20 protein-coding genes are annotated in these 16,561 nt (G+C 52.9%); 3 read left to right on the top strand and 17 right to left on the bottom strand.

Annotation, left to right across the window (positions count from 1 at the left end; translation table 11 throughout):
* Window positions 1-2: 2 nt before the first annotated feature.
* The 7 genes from ET33_RS37010 to ET33_RS12010 all read right to left on the bottom strand — a co-directional run bounded on the left by ET33_RS37010 (window position 3) and on the right by ET33_RS12010 (window position 4,368).
* Complete coding sequence (locus ET33_RS37010; protein ID WP_063761637.1) at window positions 3-182, bottom strand: helix-turn-helix domain-containing protein; 180 nt, start codon at window positions 180-182, stop codon at window positions 3-5.
* A gap of 533 nt (window positions 183-715) precedes the next feature.
* Complete coding sequence (locus tag ET33_RS36355; protein WP_051775272.1) at window positions 716-943, bottom strand: hypothetical protein; 228 nt, start codon at window positions 941-943, stop codon at window positions 716-718.
* Window positions 944-981: 38 nt separating this feature from the next.
* The gene (locus tag ET33_RS12030; RefSeq protein ID WP_036681166.1) at window positions 982-1,338 is read right to left on the bottom strand and encodes a hypothetical protein; all 357 of its coding nucleotides are present in this window, start codon (window positions 1,336-1,338) and stop codon (window positions 982-984) included.
* 125 nt (window positions 1,339-1,463) lie between these two features.
* Window positions 1,464-2,021: an elongation factor P gene (gene efp, locus ET33_RS12025; protein WP_036681163.1), complete on the bottom strand. Its 558-nt coding sequence runs from the start codon at window positions 2,019-2,021 to the stop codon at window positions 1,464-1,466.
* Window positions 2,022-2,150: 129 nt separating this feature from the next.
* On the bottom strand, window positions 2,151-3,224 hold the full coding sequence (locus ET33_RS12020; RefSeq protein ID WP_036681161.1) for a M24 family metallopeptidase: 1,074 nt from the start codon (window positions 3,222-3,224) through the stop codon (window positions 2,151-2,153).
* A gap of 3 nt (window positions 3,225-3,227) precedes the next feature.
* Window positions 3,228-3,674, bottom strand: a complete 447-nt coding sequence (gene aroQ / locus ET33_RS12015; RefSeq protein ID WP_036681159.1) for a type II 3-dehydroquinate dehydratase — start codon at window positions 3,672-3,674, stop codon at window positions 3,228-3,230.
* A 184-nt stretch (window positions 3,675-3,858) separates the two neighbouring features.
* Window positions 3,859-4,368 carry a YqhR family membrane protein gene (locus tag ET33_RS12010; RefSeq protein WP_036681157.1) on the bottom strand — a complete coding sequence of 170 codons (510 nt, stop codon included), beginning with the start codon at window positions 4,366-4,368 and terminating at the stop codon, window positions 3,859-3,861.
* A gap of 148 nt (window positions 4,369-4,516) precedes the next feature.
* On the opposite strand from ET33_RS12010, the gene ET33_RS12005 reads away from it, so the two are divergent.
* Both ET33_RS12005 and ET33_RS12000 read left to right on the top strand, forming a co-directional pair.
* Entirely contained in the window at window positions 4,517-5,443 is a 927-nt protein-coding gene (locus tag ET33_RS12005) for a DUF1385 domain-containing protein (RefSeq protein ID WP_036681154.1), read from the top strand.
* 24 nt (window positions 5,444-5,467) lie between these two features.
* Window positions 5,468-5,740 (top strand): hypothetical protein, encoded by a 273-nt coding sequence (locus tag ET33_RS12000; RefSeq protein ID WP_036681152.1) that lies wholly within the window; start codon window positions 5,468-5,470, stop codon window positions 5,738-5,740.
* Between the two features lie 59 nt (window positions 5,741-5,799).
* On the opposite strand, the gene ET33_RS11995 is transcribed toward ET33_RS12000, so the two are convergent.
* Together ET33_RS11995 and mntR are read right to left on the bottom strand one after the other, a co-directional pair.
* Window positions 5,800-6,789 carry a patatin-like phospholipase family protein gene (locus ET33_RS11995; protein WP_036681149.1) on the bottom strand — a complete coding sequence of 330 codons (990 nt, stop codon included), beginning with the start codon at window positions 6,787-6,789 and terminating at the stop codon, window positions 5,800-5,802.
* Window positions 6,790-6,889: 100 nt separating this feature from the next.
* Complete coding sequence (gene mntR / locus ET33_RS11990; protein WP_036681146.1) at window positions 6,890-7,312, bottom strand: transcriptional regulator MntR; 423 nt, start codon at window positions 7,310-7,312, stop codon at window positions 6,890-6,892.
* A 242-nt stretch (window positions 7,313-7,554) separates the two neighbouring features.
* Between mntR and splB the strand changes: the two genes are divergently transcribed.
* Entirely contained in the window at window positions 7,555-8,616 is a 1,062-nt protein-coding gene (gene splB, locus ET33_RS11985) for a spore photoproduct lyase (protein WP_036681142.1), read from the top strand.
* Window positions 8,617-8,624: 8 nt separating this feature from the next.
* Here splB and ET33_RS11980 read toward each other — a convergent pair whose 3' ends face one another.
* The 8 genes from ET33_RS11980 to ET33_RS36350 all read right to left on the bottom strand — a co-directional run bounded on the left by ET33_RS11980 (window position 8,625) and on the right by ET33_RS36350 (window position 16,502).
* The gene (locus tag ET33_RS11980; protein ID WP_036681139.1) at window positions 8,625-9,332 is read right to left on the bottom strand and encodes a cytochrome c biogenesis CcdA family protein; all 708 of its coding nucleotides are present in this window, start codon (window positions 9,330-9,332) and stop codon (window positions 8,625-8,627) included.
* 34 nt (window positions 9,333-9,366) lie between these two features.
* A complete protein-coding gene (locus ET33_RS11975) occupies window positions 9,367-10,170 on the bottom strand; it encodes a metal ABC transporter permease (protein WP_036681136.1) in 804 nt (267 codons plus the stop codon).
* 54 nt (window positions 10,171-10,224) lie between these two features.
* Window positions 10,225-11,001 carry a metal ABC transporter ATP-binding protein gene (locus ET33_RS11970; protein WP_010497530.1) on the bottom strand — a complete coding sequence of 259 codons (777 nt, stop codon included), beginning with the start codon at window positions 10,999-11,001 and terminating at the stop codon, window positions 10,225-10,227.
* 31 nt (window positions 11,002-11,032) lie between these two features.
* Entirely contained in the window at window positions 11,033-12,016 is a 984-nt protein-coding gene (locus tag ET33_RS11965; protein WP_036681133.1) for a metal ABC transporter substrate-binding protein, read from the bottom strand.
* A gap of 169 nt (window positions 12,017-12,185) precedes the next feature.
* Complete coding sequence (locus ET33_RS11960) at window positions 12,186-13,259, bottom strand: Gfo/Idh/MocA family protein (RefSeq protein WP_036681130.1); 1,074 nt, start codon at window positions 13,257-13,259, stop codon at window positions 12,186-12,188.
* A gap of 50 nt (window positions 13,260-13,309) precedes the next feature.
* On the bottom strand, window positions 13,310-15,304 hold the full coding sequence (metG, locus tag ET33_RS11955) for a methionine--tRNA ligase (RefSeq protein WP_036681127.1): 1,995 nt from the start codon (window positions 15,302-15,304) through the stop codon (window positions 13,310-13,312).
* A gap of 363 nt (window positions 15,305-15,667) precedes the next feature.
* Window positions 15,668-15,877, bottom strand: a complete 210-nt coding sequence (gene yidD / locus ET33_RS11950; protein WP_025847146.1) for a membrane protein insertion efficiency factor YidD — start codon at window positions 15,875-15,877, stop codon at window positions 15,668-15,670.
* 163 nt (window positions 15,878-16,040) lie between these two features.
* Window positions 16,041-16,502, bottom strand: coding sequence for a hypothetical protein (locus ET33_RS36350; RefSeq protein WP_051775271.1), 462 nt, complete (start codon window positions 16,500-16,502; stop codon window positions 16,041-16,043).
* Window positions 16,503-16,561: the final 59 nt, after the last annotated feature.

The following is a 16,561-nucleotide window of genomic DNA, read 5'->3' as shown; positions in this document are numbered from 1 at the left end:
TCCTACTTCTTTGCTTCTTCCCCTGTATATTCCAACAACTCTCCGGGCTGACAATTCAACGCTGCACAAATTTTATCGATTACCTCTAATGATACATACTCGTTGGTGTTCAATTTCGCCATGGTCGCAGATGAAATCCCTGTCCTTTTCATTAATTCCTGTTTCTTTATATCTCGATCGATGCATTAAGCTGTTTAAAGATATTTACAATCAATTTCCCGATGATTCCAAAATGCTGCTGTACGAATATGAATGCAAATCCAATATCCTGCAAGGGCTCACTGAAACTATCATGTATAAACAAGGCCTAAAAGACGGAGTTTCTTTAAGTAGAATCTTGTCCGGCGGGTGAACCGTCGGATTTAACCTTATCTATATGTAAAACAAATAGCTGCGAGTCCCTCGGCAGCCAGAAACAGGGTTCGCATTTCAAGATCGTATACTCTATTCCATTGCTCTTCATTACCATGCTAACACTATTCTTTATTTAGTACTTTTTTGTAGATCTTTAATACATATGGTTTTTCCTCTATATTTTCTTGATAACCTTGAAGCGGAAAACCGTTATGAAAAGGGGAATTTAAAAAATTTATTATTATTTCATCCATGTTTTCAACAAATTCAAGATTACATTGAAATGGTAGACGCTCATTTAGAGCCGATATTAAATTAAACCTTAACTGGCAAGCCAACGGATCAAACCATAAATAAAATATCATTCCATGATTTTGAGATGAATAACTTGCTCTTGTCTGTTCTGGATTACTTTAAGAAAAAATTCTCTATAATCATCAACCTCTATAGTTTTTGCCAATTTCAAGTCTAATGAAATTCGCCACATATTATTTGTCGTCTCTTCAGTCAAATCCTGTTCTGAATTTCCGATAACAATTATGTCCGATACAATTTCCTCTAGATTTTTAAAGTAAAATTCTTTATTCATAAGTTCATCATCCACTATACTCAAATATTAGTACAAGATCATTCGTTTAGATTCTTCTCCGCCAAATCCATTGCGACGGCTAACTGAATCTGCCCGATCCTACTAAGACCGCGCTTATAAGCTTTTATCGGCTTCGTTTCAATCATCGGTTCTGTTTCAAGGTGATAGCGGTCCAATTCAATGTAGGCAATAAAATCATTATTTATCAGAATGGTATAAATATCCTCACCTTGATCGGGCGTAATCCCAAGAATATAAGCGGTCTTCATCCCAGGAAAAGCCTGCTGTATAATTCCTAGCAATCTTTTCATAGAATGATCGTGAAATAAAGAACTATTGAATTTGATCAATTGTTCCCTGTAATATTGTTCCGTCATGCTTCCGATAAGCTTCATTGTGCGATCTCCTAAGATTCTAAATTCTCCCTATTCGCTATTGTACCATTTTTTACATGTAATACAGCTAAAACAAAAAAAATCCTTACCTCTCCGAAGAAAGGTAAGGATTTTCGACCGCTCAATTAAGCGCGGGAGATGTATTGGCCCTCGCGGGTGTCGATCAAGAGCACGTCGCCTTCGTTGATGAAGAGCGGCACTTGAACGTTCAAGCCGGTTTCGACTTTCGCGTTCTTGGTAGCGCCTTGCGCCGTGTTGCCTTTGATGCCCGGCTCGGTTTCGATGACTTTCAGCTCAACGCTGTTCGGCATGTTGATCCCGAGGATCTCGCCTTGGTAGCTCATGATGTTGATGTTCATGTTTTCTTTGAGGAAGTTCAGTTCCCACTTGATTTGCTTATCTTCCAAGTTGATTTGGTCGAACGATTCCGTATCCATGAACGTATGCTCTTTGCCGCTAGCATACAGGTACTGCATTTGACGGTTTTCGATGTGAGCGCGGCTCACGTTCTCACCGGCGCGGAACGTGCGCTCGACGGTGTTGCCGTTGCGCAGGTTTTTCAGCTTGGAGCGGACGAAGGCAGCGCCTTTACCCGGTTTAACGTGCTGGAAATCGACAACGGTGAACAAATCACCCTCTACTTCAATGGTTAAGCCTGTTTTAAAATCGTTAACTGAAATCACTACAAAAACCTCCCTAAAATGTGAGCAGACGACAGTGCCTCAAGCCTTGAAAGAATCGGTCTCCAGATCATCCGGACGGACCTATCCTTGCCTTCGCCTTGGTTTATGCCGCTACCAAGTTGCATAAAGTTATGGTATCACAATCAAGTCTTTGCTGGATTGTGTTAACCTCCGATTGCCTGTTTCCGTGATGACGATATCGTCCTCGATCCGGACGCCGCCGAAGCCTGGCAAATAAATGCCGGGTTCCACGGTAACCACCATGCCTGGAGCCAGTACAACATCGCCCTGCACCGACAGCCGCGGTGCTTCGTGAACTTCCATCCCGAGCCCGTGACCGGTACCGTGGCCGAAATGATCGCCGTAGCCGTAACGCTTGATCGTATCGCGTGCGACGGCATCCGCTTCCTTGCCGGTCATTCCCGGCTTGATGCGCTCGAGCGCTTCCATTTGCGCTTCGAGAACGATCTTGTAAATGTCGCGGTGCTTATCCGTCGGTGTGCCGACGATGACGGTACGGGTAATGTCGGAACAATAGCTTTTGTAATAGGCTCCGAAATCGAGCGTTACAAATTCGCCAGTCCCGATGATCTTGTCGCTGGCTTTGCCGTGCGGCAGCGCAGAACGCTCGCCGGAAGCGACGATCGTCTCGAACGAAGTCGAAGTAGCGCCATGCTTGCGCACGAACATTTCGATTTCGAGTGAAATGTCCAGCTCTTTGACCCCGGACTTCAGCAGCCCGAGAACGTGGACAAACGCACGGTCCGCCAGATCGGCCGCCTGCTGCATGACGGCGATCTCCCCGTCGTCCTTGATCATGCGGAGCAATTCGACCAGCCCGCCGGTCGGTACGAATTCGATCCCGCCGAGCGCTTCGGCATAGTTGCTGTAGGTGCCGTAGCTGAGGTCGGTTTGCTCGAAGCCAAGCTTGGCAATGCCCCATTTGCGAAGCAGATCGTGAATCGATTCCACGACCTTGGGTCCGTGTTCGACGATCTCGTAACCGGCCGCTTGCTCCGATGCTTGTGTCACGTAACGAAAGTCGGTCAGCAGGACGGCCCGATCGGCCGTAATGAGCACGTAGCCTGCAGATCCGGTGAAGCCCGTCATATATTTCCGGTTCGTCGCATTCGTTATGAGCAGCGCCGGCAATCCTTTTTGTTCCAAAAGGCTGCGCAGCCGCCCGATTCGTTGTTGCTGCATTTGCTATCCCTCCGCGCTATCAATATACTGGACTAGCGCACGCAAGCCCAGCTCGTAGCTGTTCGCGCCGAAACCCGCGATTTGGCCCACGGCTACCGGGGCGATTACTGATACGTGGCGGAAAGCTTCCCTTTTATGAATGTTCGAAATATGTACTTCAACCGTCGGGATGCCTACAGCGCTGATGGCATCGCGGATCGCATAGCTGTAATGCGTGAACGCTCCCGGATTGAACAAAATCCCGGCTTTCTGCCCATAAGCGGCATGAATGCGGTCGATTAGATCACCCTCGTGATTCGACTGATAGCACTCCAATTCGACGCCGAGCTCCTCCGCCAGCTTGGTAAGCCTGTCCGTTATCGTCTGAAGCGACAAGCTCCCGTAGACGCCAGGCTCCCGGACGCCAAGCATGTTCAAATTCGGCCCGTTCAACAACAAAATGTGCCTCATCCGTGAAACCTCCCAACCTGATAAATCCGCACACACTTAGCCATTTTACCATAACCTTCCCCGGTTTGAGAACTTTTTTTTGCGGGCTTAGGCGGCCAAATAAAGCGGTTTTACCAATGTTTAGGCGATACGAATTGCACACCAACGCACGCAGAAGTGGGGACCATCTGCAAGCCACGAGAAATCATGTTAGTTCCGGTTCGTCCCGGCCGTCGGCAAACGGCTCTCGCTCCCGCTCGTCCGTAAATTCGAAGGTGATCGAATAACCGATAAACAATCCCCACACCACGAACAGGCACGCTTGAGTTATCACCGTGTTCAGATCCAGATAGGCGATCCAATCCATCATCCCGTTGACCGGCCCGACCAGCAGGAACAAGAACGCCCACCAGGCGACACCGTATCCGATTCCGTACCACGGGCCGAACGCTTTGGCGAATAACATCGTATACAATAAAGCGGCAACGACGGACAGGGCGATAAATGCCAGCCACCCCAGCAAATATCCCCGCCATGTCATCAGGTATGAATGCTTGTAATAGGGCTCGAGCAAAAATCCCGGAGATAGCGAAGTAAAATGAAAATAGTTGGCGAGCATTTGAACCCCGCCCCAGATCAACCCGGCGAAAAAACCGATATATACCGCGAAATTCCATCGATTCGTACGAGGCTTCCTATCGCTTCGGCGATTCATGCCCAAATCCCTCCTCGATTTCAGATATCCACTAGTATGTGCAAAAGTTCCACCGATAAACAAGTGGCAATATGACTGCGGATTCGCTAAAATACAGATATGGCATCATTCATCGTTATTTATTCATAGTAGAAGAAGGTGTATTGTATTGTCGGAAAAGAATCAACCAAATGCCGTTTATGGCGGCCAAGCCGTGATTGAAGGCGTCATGTTTGCCGGCCAGAAGGTGAACGTTACGGCGGTGCGCCGAAAAGATAATACTATCCATTATCTTGAGGTTCCCAGAAAAGAAATCGGCTGGGTCCAGACGTTGAAGAAAATCCCGTTGATCCGGGGAATTGTCGGTATTGTGGAAGCGAGCGCCAAAGGGGCACAGCACTTGAATTTTTCGGCGGAGGTGTTTGCCGAGGAAGAAGGTGTGGTTAAGGAAGAGAAGAAGGAATCGCTGACCGGCAGAATTTCCATGATTCTCGGTGTGGCGGTCGTCGGGATTTTGTCCTTTTTGTTCGGCAAGTTCGTGTTCACGCTTGTTCCGCCGACCATCGAGCAGATGCTGTTCGGGGGGTTATTCCAGAACCAGATTGGGCATAACCTGCTCGAAGGCTTGATCAAGATCATTTTGCTTGTCGGGTATATTTATTTTATTTCGCTTACGCCGATGATCAAACGTTTATTTCAATACCACGGAGCCGAACATAAAGTCATTAGCGCTTACGAGGCGGGCCTGGAGCTGACCGTCCAGAACGTGCAAAAATTCAGCACGCTGCATTACCGGTGCGGCAGCAGCTTCATCGTCTTTACGGTCCTCGTCGGCGTCGTCATTTACTCGTTCTTTCAATACGATTCGTTCCTGGAGCGGATCATTCAACGGATCGTGCTGCTTCCGCTTGTGATCGGCGTATCCTACGAAGTTTTGCGGTTCACCAACAGCCTGCGGGACATTCCGGTGCTTCGTTTCCTCGGCTATCCCGGCCTGTGGCTGCAATTGCTTACGACCAAAGAACCGGACGATTCCCAAGTGGAAGTATCCATCGCCTCCTTCAACCGGATGCGGGAGCTCGACCGGCAAATTTAACATAAAGACAAGGAGGGGTCCTGCATGAGAAACCGCAACAGCACGGTCGCTTACGTGATTTTCGGCTTGATCGCCATCGGGATACTGGCCAGTGTTCTCTCCAATCCTGGCACCTTTATTATCCCGATTCTCGTATTCGGCGTGATTTTCTTCCTGTACAAGTTCCCGCCGAACCGCTGGAGACAACCTAAACGGCCGTCCTCCTCCCGGTTTCAAAAAGGAAAGCGGCGCAATGCCACGTTCCGCGTCATTCAAGGCAACAAGGACAGCTCGGACGAACCGCCCAAATACCATTGATTTTAGTCATCCCTTCAAAGCGGCAGCCTCTCTCAAGAGCGCTCGCCGCTTTTGTTTTTTCAAGCCTTCTTGGAAAAGCGATTCGGCACCCGGCAGACGTGGGTCAAATAGTTGTGCTTGTACTCGGTCATCTTCCATTGCGAGAAAAAGGCATGCGTCGCCCGCTGTCCGGATTCGAACAGCTTCAGGCTCTGCTCGGCCGGTATGTCGAAATCAGTGATGCTGACGCCGAGCGTTGGAATTTTTACTGTACGGAACCGGTTCGTCTCTTGGATATAACGGTCGTCGTGCGCCTCCAGCATGGTCGAGAACAAGGCCCGCATCATGCTGAGAGGACCGTGAATGGCGTTCGGCTGCCCTGTGCCGCGGCCCACCATTTGGAAGCCGATGGTCGGGATCATCTGATCGATCGGCGGAGCTTCCGTCGAATCGAAAATCCACAGCGGAAAGTTGCTCAGCAGTCCACCGTCCACGATGTACACGAACTGGTCGATGAATTTTTCTCCGGGGAGACGGTGCTCTAACGATTTACGTATGACCACCGGATCGAAGAAGTAAGGAATCGACGTGCTCATCCGAACGGCTTTCGCGATCATGAACCGGCGGGGATCGATGCCGTAATGGGCGATGTCGTCCGGCAGGACGAGCAATTTGCGGCTGGAGATGTCGGAAGCGATAATGCGAAGCTGATTCGGCTTCAGATCGCCGAACGTGCGGATGCCCTTGGCCAGCAGCAGCTTATGGATCCAAAGCTCCAGCGCTTCTCCGGAATACAAGCCTTTCTTGATAAACAAACGGGCCAACGGTCCGACCAGCTTCGTATCGAAGATCCTGGAGCGCTGCAGGAACGCGCGAAAAGGCGTCGCCTCGATAATCTCCTTCAGCTCGTCCGCACGGTATCCCGCTGCAACCAACGAGGCGACGATGGCCCCGGAGGACGTCCCCGCCACCTGATGAAACGAATGTCCGAGCTGCTCCACCGCCGACACGGCTCCCGCGAGCGCGATTCCTTTCACGCCGCCGCCTTCAAACACCGCATTGATTCTCACCCCGCATCCCCTCTTTCCGCAAAGTCTCTCCAAGAGTATGTATGAGGCGACGAATTGTCCCTATGCCTGGAAAAGAAAAAAGCCTCCGATTCTCGGAGACTTACGATTCTTCCAGCTCTTTCTTAAGACCCAGCAGCTCTTCGCTGCGGGTAGTGTCGCGCTTGAAATATTCAACCAACGTCTCGATGCATGTGATAGAATCCCAGCTCAAGTGATGCTCGATGCCCTCGACGTCCTTGTAAATATTTTCTTCCGCTACGCCGATCATCGTCAAGAACTCTTCCAGCAGATGATGGCGGTCTACCAGCCGTTTGCCGACCTTTTGCCCTTTCGACGTCAGCACAAGACCGCGGTATTTTTCGTAAATTAAGTAGTTGTCTTTGTCGAGCTTCTGAATCATTTTCGTCACCGAAGACGGATGGACCTCAAGTCCTTCGGCAATATCGGAAACGCGCGCGTACCCTTTCTCATCGATTAATTTATAAATTCGTTCCAAATAATCTTCCATACTGGGCGTAGCCATTCCGCGTTCCTCCCGTGTTCCATAGACGAATCTCGGTAATTTGATGATACACTGATTGATTTATGCAAAGCAAGACTTTGCTGTGAAGGTCAAAAACTTCATGTGCAGCGCAGCAAATTCCCATGTGTGCGCACCGAGTGAATGAAGCATCCTAAGGCCGTTATAAGCGTTTTTAACTATATCACAGCCGCATTGCGTAAGCAAGTCGGATACGATTCGTACCACCAGGAGGGATCTCGCACATGGCCACGGAGCTGCTCGCACCCCCTATCCGCCAGACGCAGGTGTTTGTCCCGGAGCTCGTCTATTTTGAGCCCGACGCCTTGGACTACCCCAAAGGCAAGCGAATCCATGAATGGGCGCTGAAGGAAGGACTTCCGATCCGCATGACGACCTCCCATAACCGGATTACGAACCTTCCGGGCGAGAGCGACTTGGAGAAATACCGGATCGCCAAACGGACGCTGGTCGTCGGAATCCGCAAAACGCTCAAATTCGACACGTCCAAGCCGTCGGCCGAGTATGCGATCCCGATAGCGACTGGTTGTATGGCGCACTGCCATTACTGCTATCTGCAGACGACGCTCGGAGCGAAGCCTTATATCCGGGTCTATGTCAATACCGACGATATTCTGAAGCAGGCCAAGCAGTATATTGAAGAAAGAGCGCCGGAAATTACCCGTTTCGAGGCAGCCTGTACGTCCGACCCTGTAGGCCTTGAGCATATCTCGGGTTCACTGAAGGAATACATCGAATTTATGGGGCGGGAACCGATGGGCAGGCTTCGTTTCGTCACGAAATTTCACCACGTGGAACCGCTGCTGGATGCCAAGCATAACGGCCATACCCGGTTCCGGTTCAGCGTCAATGCCGATTATGTCATCAAACACTTCGAACCCGCGACCTCCAGCTTCTACGAGCGTATCGAGGCGGCAGGCAAAGTAGCCAAGGCAGGCTATCCGCTCGGTTTCATCATCGCTCCCATCATCTGGCATGAAGGCTGGGAGGAAGGCTACGGGGAGCTGCTGCACAAATTGAAAGAGGCCCTTCCTTCGGAAGCGACCTCTGATTTGACATTCGAATTGATTCAACACCGCTTTACGAAAACAGCCAAAACGATTATCCACCAGCGCTATCCGAAGACGAAGCTGGAAATGGACGAAGCCAAGCGGAAATATAAATGGGGCCGATGGGGCCAGGGCAAGTACGTCTACCCCGACGAGCAAGCCACGGCGCTGCGCGAATTCATCAGCGAACGCATTTTCACCCATTTTCCGAAGGCGAAGATCGATTATTTCACCTAAGCTAAGCGTCAACCGATCCAGGAAGGCGTAATGCCCTGCAGCCAGATCGTAATGCGGGTCATTTGATCCGTATACAGCAATACGGCTACGACAAGCATCACGCCTCCACCTACTTTCATCATGGCCGCGGAATACTTCAAGATCCATTTGGTCGATCCGATGAAGAACGCAAGGATGAAGAACGGGATCGCGAAGCCAAGCGAATAAGCGGAAATGAGCGGTAGCCAGGAATTCGGTTCGGTTGCCGCCAGCATCAGCATTGCGGACAGAATCGGGCCGATGCAGGGCGACCATCCTGCGGCGAAGCCGATGCCAATCAGCAGCGAGCCGAGGTAACCGGCCGGCTTCGACTTGATCTGCAGCTTGCGCTCGCGCATGAGCCATTGCGGTTGAAAAATGCCGAGCAGGAACAATCCCATCACAAAGATCATGATCGCCGAAATTTGCCGCAGCAAATCGCGGTAATCCAGGAATGCGTTGGCGATGACGTTCGCCCCGAGTCCCAACGTGTAGAAAATAATGGAAAAACCAAGAATGAAGCTAAGCGTATGGGTAATCAGCTTGAACCGGACTTCTTTGGCACTCTGCTCGTCCTTGAGTTTCCCGACGGAAACGCCGGTTATGTAGGACAAATACGAAGGATACAGCGGCAAGCAGCAGGGCGATATGAAAGAAACGAAGCCTGCCCACAGCGCGATCCAAATGTTAAGCTCCACGGCTACCGTTCACCATCCTTTTACCTCTTTGTTCTTACAAACGAAGTCCCCGTTTTACCGTTAAAATGCCGACAAGTATCGCGATCAACAGCAGCACAACCGTCGCTCCCGGCGCCAAGTCCCATATGCCTGCGGAGACAAGTCCGGCAATGACCGCAAGCTCGGAGAACAAAATCGACCAGAAGATCGAATGCTTGAAGCTTCGGGCGACGAGCAGGCTGCAGGCAACCGGAATCGTCAGCAGCGAGGAAACGAGCAGCGCCCCGACGATTTTGATCGAGACGCTGATAACCAGCGCCGTCAGCATCGTGATCATAATATTATAGAAGCGCAGCGGCAGGCCGCTCACGCCGGCCGCGTCTTCGTCGAAGAAGAGCAGAAACATTTCTTTGTAATTGATGAGCACGAACGCCACGACAATAGCCGCAACGCCGCCGACGACCCAAAGGTCGGTACTGTCCAGCGTGTAAATGCTGCCGAAGAAGTAGCTCATGACGTTGATGTTGAAGCCTTTGCCGATTGTAAACAGCAAGGTGGCAAGCGCAACGCCGCCCGACATAATAATCGCAATCGATAGTTCGGCGTAGGTCTTGTACGCTTTGCGCAGCCGCTCGATGCCGAACGAGGCCAGCAAGGCGAACAACAGCCCGACGCCCAGCGGGTATACGTTGATCAAAAATCCGAGCGCGACCCCCGCGATCGATACGTGCGCAAGCGTATCTCCGATCATCGACAAGCGGCGCAGCACCAGAAATACGCCCATAAGCGGAGCGGTCAAGCCGATGAGCAAGCCGCCGATCAACGCCCGCTGAAAAAAGTATTCGGTAAAGATGTCCAAAACCAGTTCTCTCCTATCTGCCCGCTGCATCCTGCCGTCGTTGTACGGTCAGGGTTAAACTTCAATCGTCTCTCTAAGCTGCTGCATCGAGTGAGTCAGATCGGTTTCGCGGCAATTTTCCGGCTCGTGCGTATGCTTGACATAGAACGATAGGCCGCCGCTCTTCTGCACCGAGTCCTCCCCGAGATACGATTGTATCATATCCATATCATGCGTTACCATGATAAACGTGATGTGATGATGCTGATGCATGTGCCGGATCATGCGGAAAAAGCCAGCCTGCGTCTCGGCGTCGATACCGACCGTAGGCTCGTCCAGAATAAGCAGCTCCGGATTGTTAATTAACGCCCGGGCAAGGAATACCCGCTGCTGCTGGCCACCGGACAATTGGCCGATCCGCCGGTCCGCCAAGTCTTCGATACGCATCGCGTAGAGTGCGTCGTCCGCTTTGCTGCGCTCCTGCTTGCTCAGCCGGCGGAACATATTCTTTTTGCCGAACAGTCCGGAGGTCACGACTTCGCGGACCGTAGCCGGAAACAGCGGATTCAGCGCATTTTTCTGCGGTACGTACCCGACGCGCTCCCAGTCGCGAAATTGGTCGATCGGCTGACCGAACAGACGGATTTCGCCGCGGACCGGCTTCAGCAGCCCGACGATCATCTTTAGCAGCGTCGTTTTGCCGGCGCCGTTGGAACCGACCAATCCGACGAAATCGCGCTCCAGGATCGAGAAATTCAAGCCGCTGATCACGGGTTTATTTTCATAAGAAAAAAAGATGTCATCGATCGTGACGATCTGTTGATGACATCCAAAGCGAGCATTCGTTTGCATGGCAAAGCTCCTTATACAGAAGGTCTCCCTTCTATTGTAATGCTTTTATTAAATTATTCAAATTGTTTTCCATCAGGGACACATAATCGTCACCCTTCTTCGCCTGCTCTTCGGTCAACCCTTCGATCGGGCTGAGGACAAGCGTTTCGACTCCGGCGTCCTTCGCAAGCGTCTTGGCCAATTTGTCGGACACGAGTTCCTCAAAGAATATATATTTGACTTGGTTGTCTTTAATGAATTGCAAAATATTTTTCATATCCTTGGATGTCGGTTCGGCATCCGGGGCAAGCCCCATAATCGCTTTCTGGTTCAGTCCGTAGGCTTTGGCCAAATACGCGAACGATTGATGCGTCACGACAATGTCCTTCTTGGACACCTTGGCAAGCTCGCTCTTGTACTTGCCGTCCAACTGGTCGAGCCGGTCGGCGAGCTTCTTGAAGTTCGCTTCGTAATCCGCTTTGTGTACTCCGTCGACTTGGATCAGCGCATCTTTGATATTGACGGCCAACTGCTTGGCATTGGCCGGGCTCAGCCATACGTGCGGGTCCGTATTGCCATGATCGTGGCCGGGCGCGTCTTTGCCTTCTTCTTTCTTCGCGTCGTGGCCATCCCCGTGTTCCTCTCCCGTGCCGGGAAGCAGCTCGATGCCGCGGCTGGCTTCGACCACAACAGTCTTACTGTCCTTCTTCAAGCTGTCGAGCGTATCCTGCACCCAACCTTCGAAGCCGGCGCCCAAATAGACGAACAGATCCGATTTAGTCAAATTCTGAATGTCGCGGCCTTTCGGCGACCAATCGTGGGGCTCGACGCCGGCCGGCACCAGATTCACGACATTGACGTGATCTCCGCCGATTTTGGAGGCAAAATCATATAACGGATAAAAGCTGGCTACGATATTGATCTTGCCGTTCACAAGCGCAGGCTGCGAACGTCCCCCGCAAGCGGACAGCAATGTGGATAGCAGCAAAACCAGGATGACGGGAAGGACGGCCCGTTTGATGAATGTTCGCTTCATGAGATGATACCCTCCGAGACGTAAATCGTAATTTTTTTCATTAACAACGACGATTATACGCCCCGCCCATTCGCTTGTCAACGGTAAATGTAGAAATTACGATAAAGCCAAAAATACCCCTTTGCGCCTCATGTTGGCAAAGGGGTATTTCGATCTATACGGTTATAAGCTACTCGACACGAACCGCTTGCTGCTGGGCTTTCAAGCATAGTTCGGCCGCTTTGAAGGCATGCTCCTGCGTCATCGCGGTTTCCGTCCGGTGGATGCAGTCGAGGATCAACTGCCCGAAGAACGGATAGCCGACTTCGCCGTGAACGGAGAAATGCCGCTCGCCTTCCTTGTTCACCAGGTACACGTGGTCGCCCTGCTTATCCCGGGCGATATCGATATATTTGCGCAGCTCGATGTACCCGTCCGTGCCGACGATGAGCGTCCGGCCGTCGCCCCAGGTACCCAGGCCGTCCGGCGTCAGCCAGTCGACGCGGAAATAGAAGGTCGCGCCGTTATCGCCAGTCAGCGTGGCGTCTCCGAAGTCTTCCAGCTCCGGGTACGGCTTGTTGTTATAGTTGGCTACCCGGCTGCTGACGACGGTGGCGTCCTTCGCGCCGGTGTAGAACAAGAACTGCTCGATCTGATGGCTGCCAATGTCGCACAGGATGCCGCCGTACTTCTCCCGCTCGAAAAACCACTGCGGACGGGTCGGCGCGTTCAACCGGTGCGGACCCCAGCCCATCACGTGCACGACGCGGCCGATGGCGCCCTTCTGAATCAATTCTCCGGCGAACACGGCACTTTCCACATGCAGCCGTTCGCTGTAATAGACCATGTACTTCCGGCCCGTTTCCTTCACTTTCGCACGGGCGGCTTCAAGCTGCGATAACGCGGTGAATGGCGTCTTGTCGGTAAAGTAGTCTTTTCCCGCGCTCATGACACGAACCCCAAGCGCTCCGCGCTCCGAAGGAACGGCCGCTGCCGCTACGAGTTGAATGCTCGGATCGTGCAGGATCTCTTCCTCCGAAGCCGCGGCCTTGGCTTGCGGGTACCGCTTAACGAACGCTTCGACTTTCACCGGGTCCGGGTCGTAGACGGCAACCAAATCGGCTCCCGCTTCCATCAGGCCGTTGCACATCCCGAAAATATGGCCGTGATCCAGCCCTATCGCGGCAAAAGCGAATTCGCCCGGCTTCACGACCGGATTCGGTTTCCCCTGCGGCGCGTAATTCATTCCGTCGTTCTTCTGCATACAAGAAGCCTCCCACCATGGTATCTATCGATTGTTCACGTGAACAACCCTTATTTTACCACAGATCCGTTCGGAATTGAATCGGAAACTGTCGCGAGAGTCAACCGGTCCCCTTGCGATGCGGCCAAAATCATGCCCTGCGACAATTCGCCGCGCAGCTTGACCGGCTTCAGGTTCGTGACGCAGATGACTTTGCGGCCGACCATTTGCTCCGGCGTGTAGTATTTGGCGATGCCGGAGACAACTTGGCGCTGCTCGTAGCCGAGATCAAGCTGCAGCTTCAGCAGCTTGTCGGCGTTCTTCACCGGCTCGGCGGCAATCACCTCGGCCACTCGCAGGTCGACCTTGAAGAAATCGTCGATCGAGATTTCAGGCGAAGGCTCCGGCGCCGGTACGGCAGCCGTTTCCGTTTTCGCGTCCGCAGCCTTTGGTTCTTCGGATTCCGCCGCAGGAGCCGTTCCGCCACTCATCGATTCGGCGATGAACGCGATCTCCTTGTCCGCCTCCAAGCGCGGGAACATCGCTTCGCCCTTCGCCACGCGCGTGCCGGCAGGCAGCGTTCCGAAGGCATGCACCGTGTCCCATACGGTGAGCGGACCGGCTTCGATGCCAAGCTGCTGCCACATGCGGCGCGGCGTTTCGGGCATGAACGGCTGGAGCAGCACGGACGAGATGCGCAGCGATTCAGCCAGCACGTACAGCACGGACCCGAGCGTCTCCTGCTTCGTCTCGTCTTTAGCAAGATTCCACGGCTGCGTCTCGTCGATGTATTTGTTCGTGCGGCTGACTAGCTGCCAGATCGCGGAGAGCGCTACGGAAAACTCCATTTTCTCCATTGCTTCCTCGACTTTGGCGACTGTCGCTTCGGCCGTCTCTAGTACCGCAGCGTCGAATTCGGTCGCTCCGGCAACGTACGGCTGTACCTCGCCCCCAAAATATTTATCGATCATCGCCACGGTCCGGCTGAGCAGATTGCCGAGGTCGTTCGCCAGATCGAAGTTAATCCGCTCTACGAAGCTTTCCGGCGTAAATGTGCCGTCAGAGCCGAACGGCACTTCCCGCATCAGATAATAGCGGAGCGCATCAAGGCCGTAACGGTCGATCAAGGTGACCGGGTCTACGACGTTGCCTTTGGATTTGGACATTTTGCCGTCCTTCATCAGCAGCCAGCCGTGGCCGATGACCTTCTTCGGCAGCGGCAGACCGAGCGCCATCAGCATCGCCGGCCAGATGATCGTATGGAAGCGCACGATCTCCTTGCTCATCAGGTGCACGTCCGCCGGCCAGTACGTTTGGTAGTGGCTGTCATCCTCGCTGCCGTAGCCGAGGGCCGTAATATAGTTCGACAGCGCGTCGATCCAGACGTAGATCACGTGCTTCGGATTGCCCGGTACGCGGATGCCCCAGTCGAACGTCGTCCGGGAGACGGCCAAATCCTCCAGACCGGGCTTGATGAAGTTGTTGATCATCTCGTTGCGGCGGGATTCCGGATGAATGAACTCCGGGTGCTTCTCGTAATGCTCAACCAGCCGGTCGGCATATTTGCTGAGCCGGAAAAAGTAGCTTTCTTCCTTCACCCATTCCACCGGCCGTCCACAGTCCGGACATTTGCCGTCGACCAGCTTGTTTTCGAGGAAAAACGACTCGCAAGGCGTACAGTACCAGCCTTCGTAATGGCCGAGGTAAATATCGTCCTGTTCCATCAGCTTCGTGAAAATTTTCTCAACGGCCTGCTTGTGACGCGCGTCGGTCGTACGGATGAAATCGTCGTACGAGATGTCGAGCTTTTTCCACAGGTCCTTGATTCCGGCGACGATGTCGTCCACAAACTGCTGCGGCGTCTTGCCCGCCTCCTGCGCCTTGCGCTCGATCTTCTGCCCGTGCTCGTCGGTGCCCGTCAAGTACATGACGTTGTACCCGCGCAGCCGCTTGTACCGGGCCATGACGTCGCCCGCCACCGTCGAATACGCGTGGCCGATGTGCAGCTTGTCGCTCGGGTAATAAATCGGCGTCGTGATATAAAAGCTTTTGTTGGTTTCAGACATGTTCCAATGACCTCCTAATGAATTGAAAATGCAAAAAAGCACTCATCCCTATGGGACGAGAGCTTCGAACTCACGCGGTACCACCCAACTTCCCCCGTTCGGACGCATGGCAAACCAAAGCGCCGTTCGAGGCTTAACGGTCAATCGCTGACCATCCGTTAACGCCGGAGCTACGATGACAGCTTACCGCCTGTGGCCGGATTCGACCGTGAGCATGGCTCGCCCTCATATCCTCCCGGACCATCTTCCTTCGCATCGGCCGACCGGTTCTCAGCGTCTCCGGCTCTCTGTGCGGCTTCCGGCAAAGTACTTATCCGTTCATAGGACTATTAAGCCAAATATATCGAAAATGAACCGTCCGTGTCAAGGGACATGATCCACTCCCCCGGGATGGAACGGATGGCACTTGCAGATCCGTTTCACCGTAAGCCACGAGCCGCGGGCCGCACCGTGCTTCTCCAGCGCTTCCAGCGCGTAGGCGGAGCAGGTCGGGTAAAACCGGCAGGTCGGCGGTTTCAACGGCGAAATCCATTTGCGGTAAAAGCGGACGCCTCCTTGCAGTACCCGTTTCACGATGGGCGCGGCCCCTTTCTCAGCTAGTTTCTATCATCATGCCTGAACGAGGGAGACGGTGTCAAATAGAAGCGATTAGGCAACAGAAAAAAGATCTGCGCCGCTTCCATCTTGGAGATGGGACGGGCAGACCTTTGCGGGCTTGGTTTAGAGCAGCTTGCGACTAGCTGCTCTTCTTCGTTGGCTTGTTCGCTTTTGGCTGTTGCTTCTTCGCCTGCTTGCTTGCCTTCTGTTCCTGCTTCTTCGCTTGAATCTCCTTGGCGAGCTCTTGGGCGGTTTTGCCTTCGGTGGAAATGCCCAGCTTCTCCGCCTCGGCTTTCCGTTTAGCCAGCGTATCGGTCCGCTTCTGTGCGGCGAGCGCCTTATGCTTCTCCTGGATGGCCGCCTTCAATTCCTTTGCCGTTTTGCCCTCGGTTGCGATCCCGAGACCCGATGCCGTCTTTTGCAGCTGCGCGAGCTGCTCGGCCTGCTGCGACGCTTTGGTTGGCTTATGCTGAACCTTGGTCTCCTTCGCAGCAGTCTGGTTCGGCTTCTGCGCGGCAGCCGGCGCAGCGCTTGCGGAGACCGCCCCGCCAAGCAGCATGGCGCAGGCAATGCCGACTGATACGAGCTTGTTCATCTTCATGGTCATTTCCTCCTACAGCCTATGGTCGTATGTAGTGTTGCAAGAAAAATGTACCATGG

It is taken from the genome of Paenibacillus tyrphae, assembly GCF_000722545.1.
Taxonomy (GTDB): domain Bacteria; phylum Bacillota; class Bacilli; order Paenibacillales; family NBRC-103111; genus Paenibacillus_G; species Paenibacillus_G tyrfis.
Note: the sequence above shows the minus strand (reverse complement) of the source record. Positions and strands in the feature narration are given on the sequence as shown.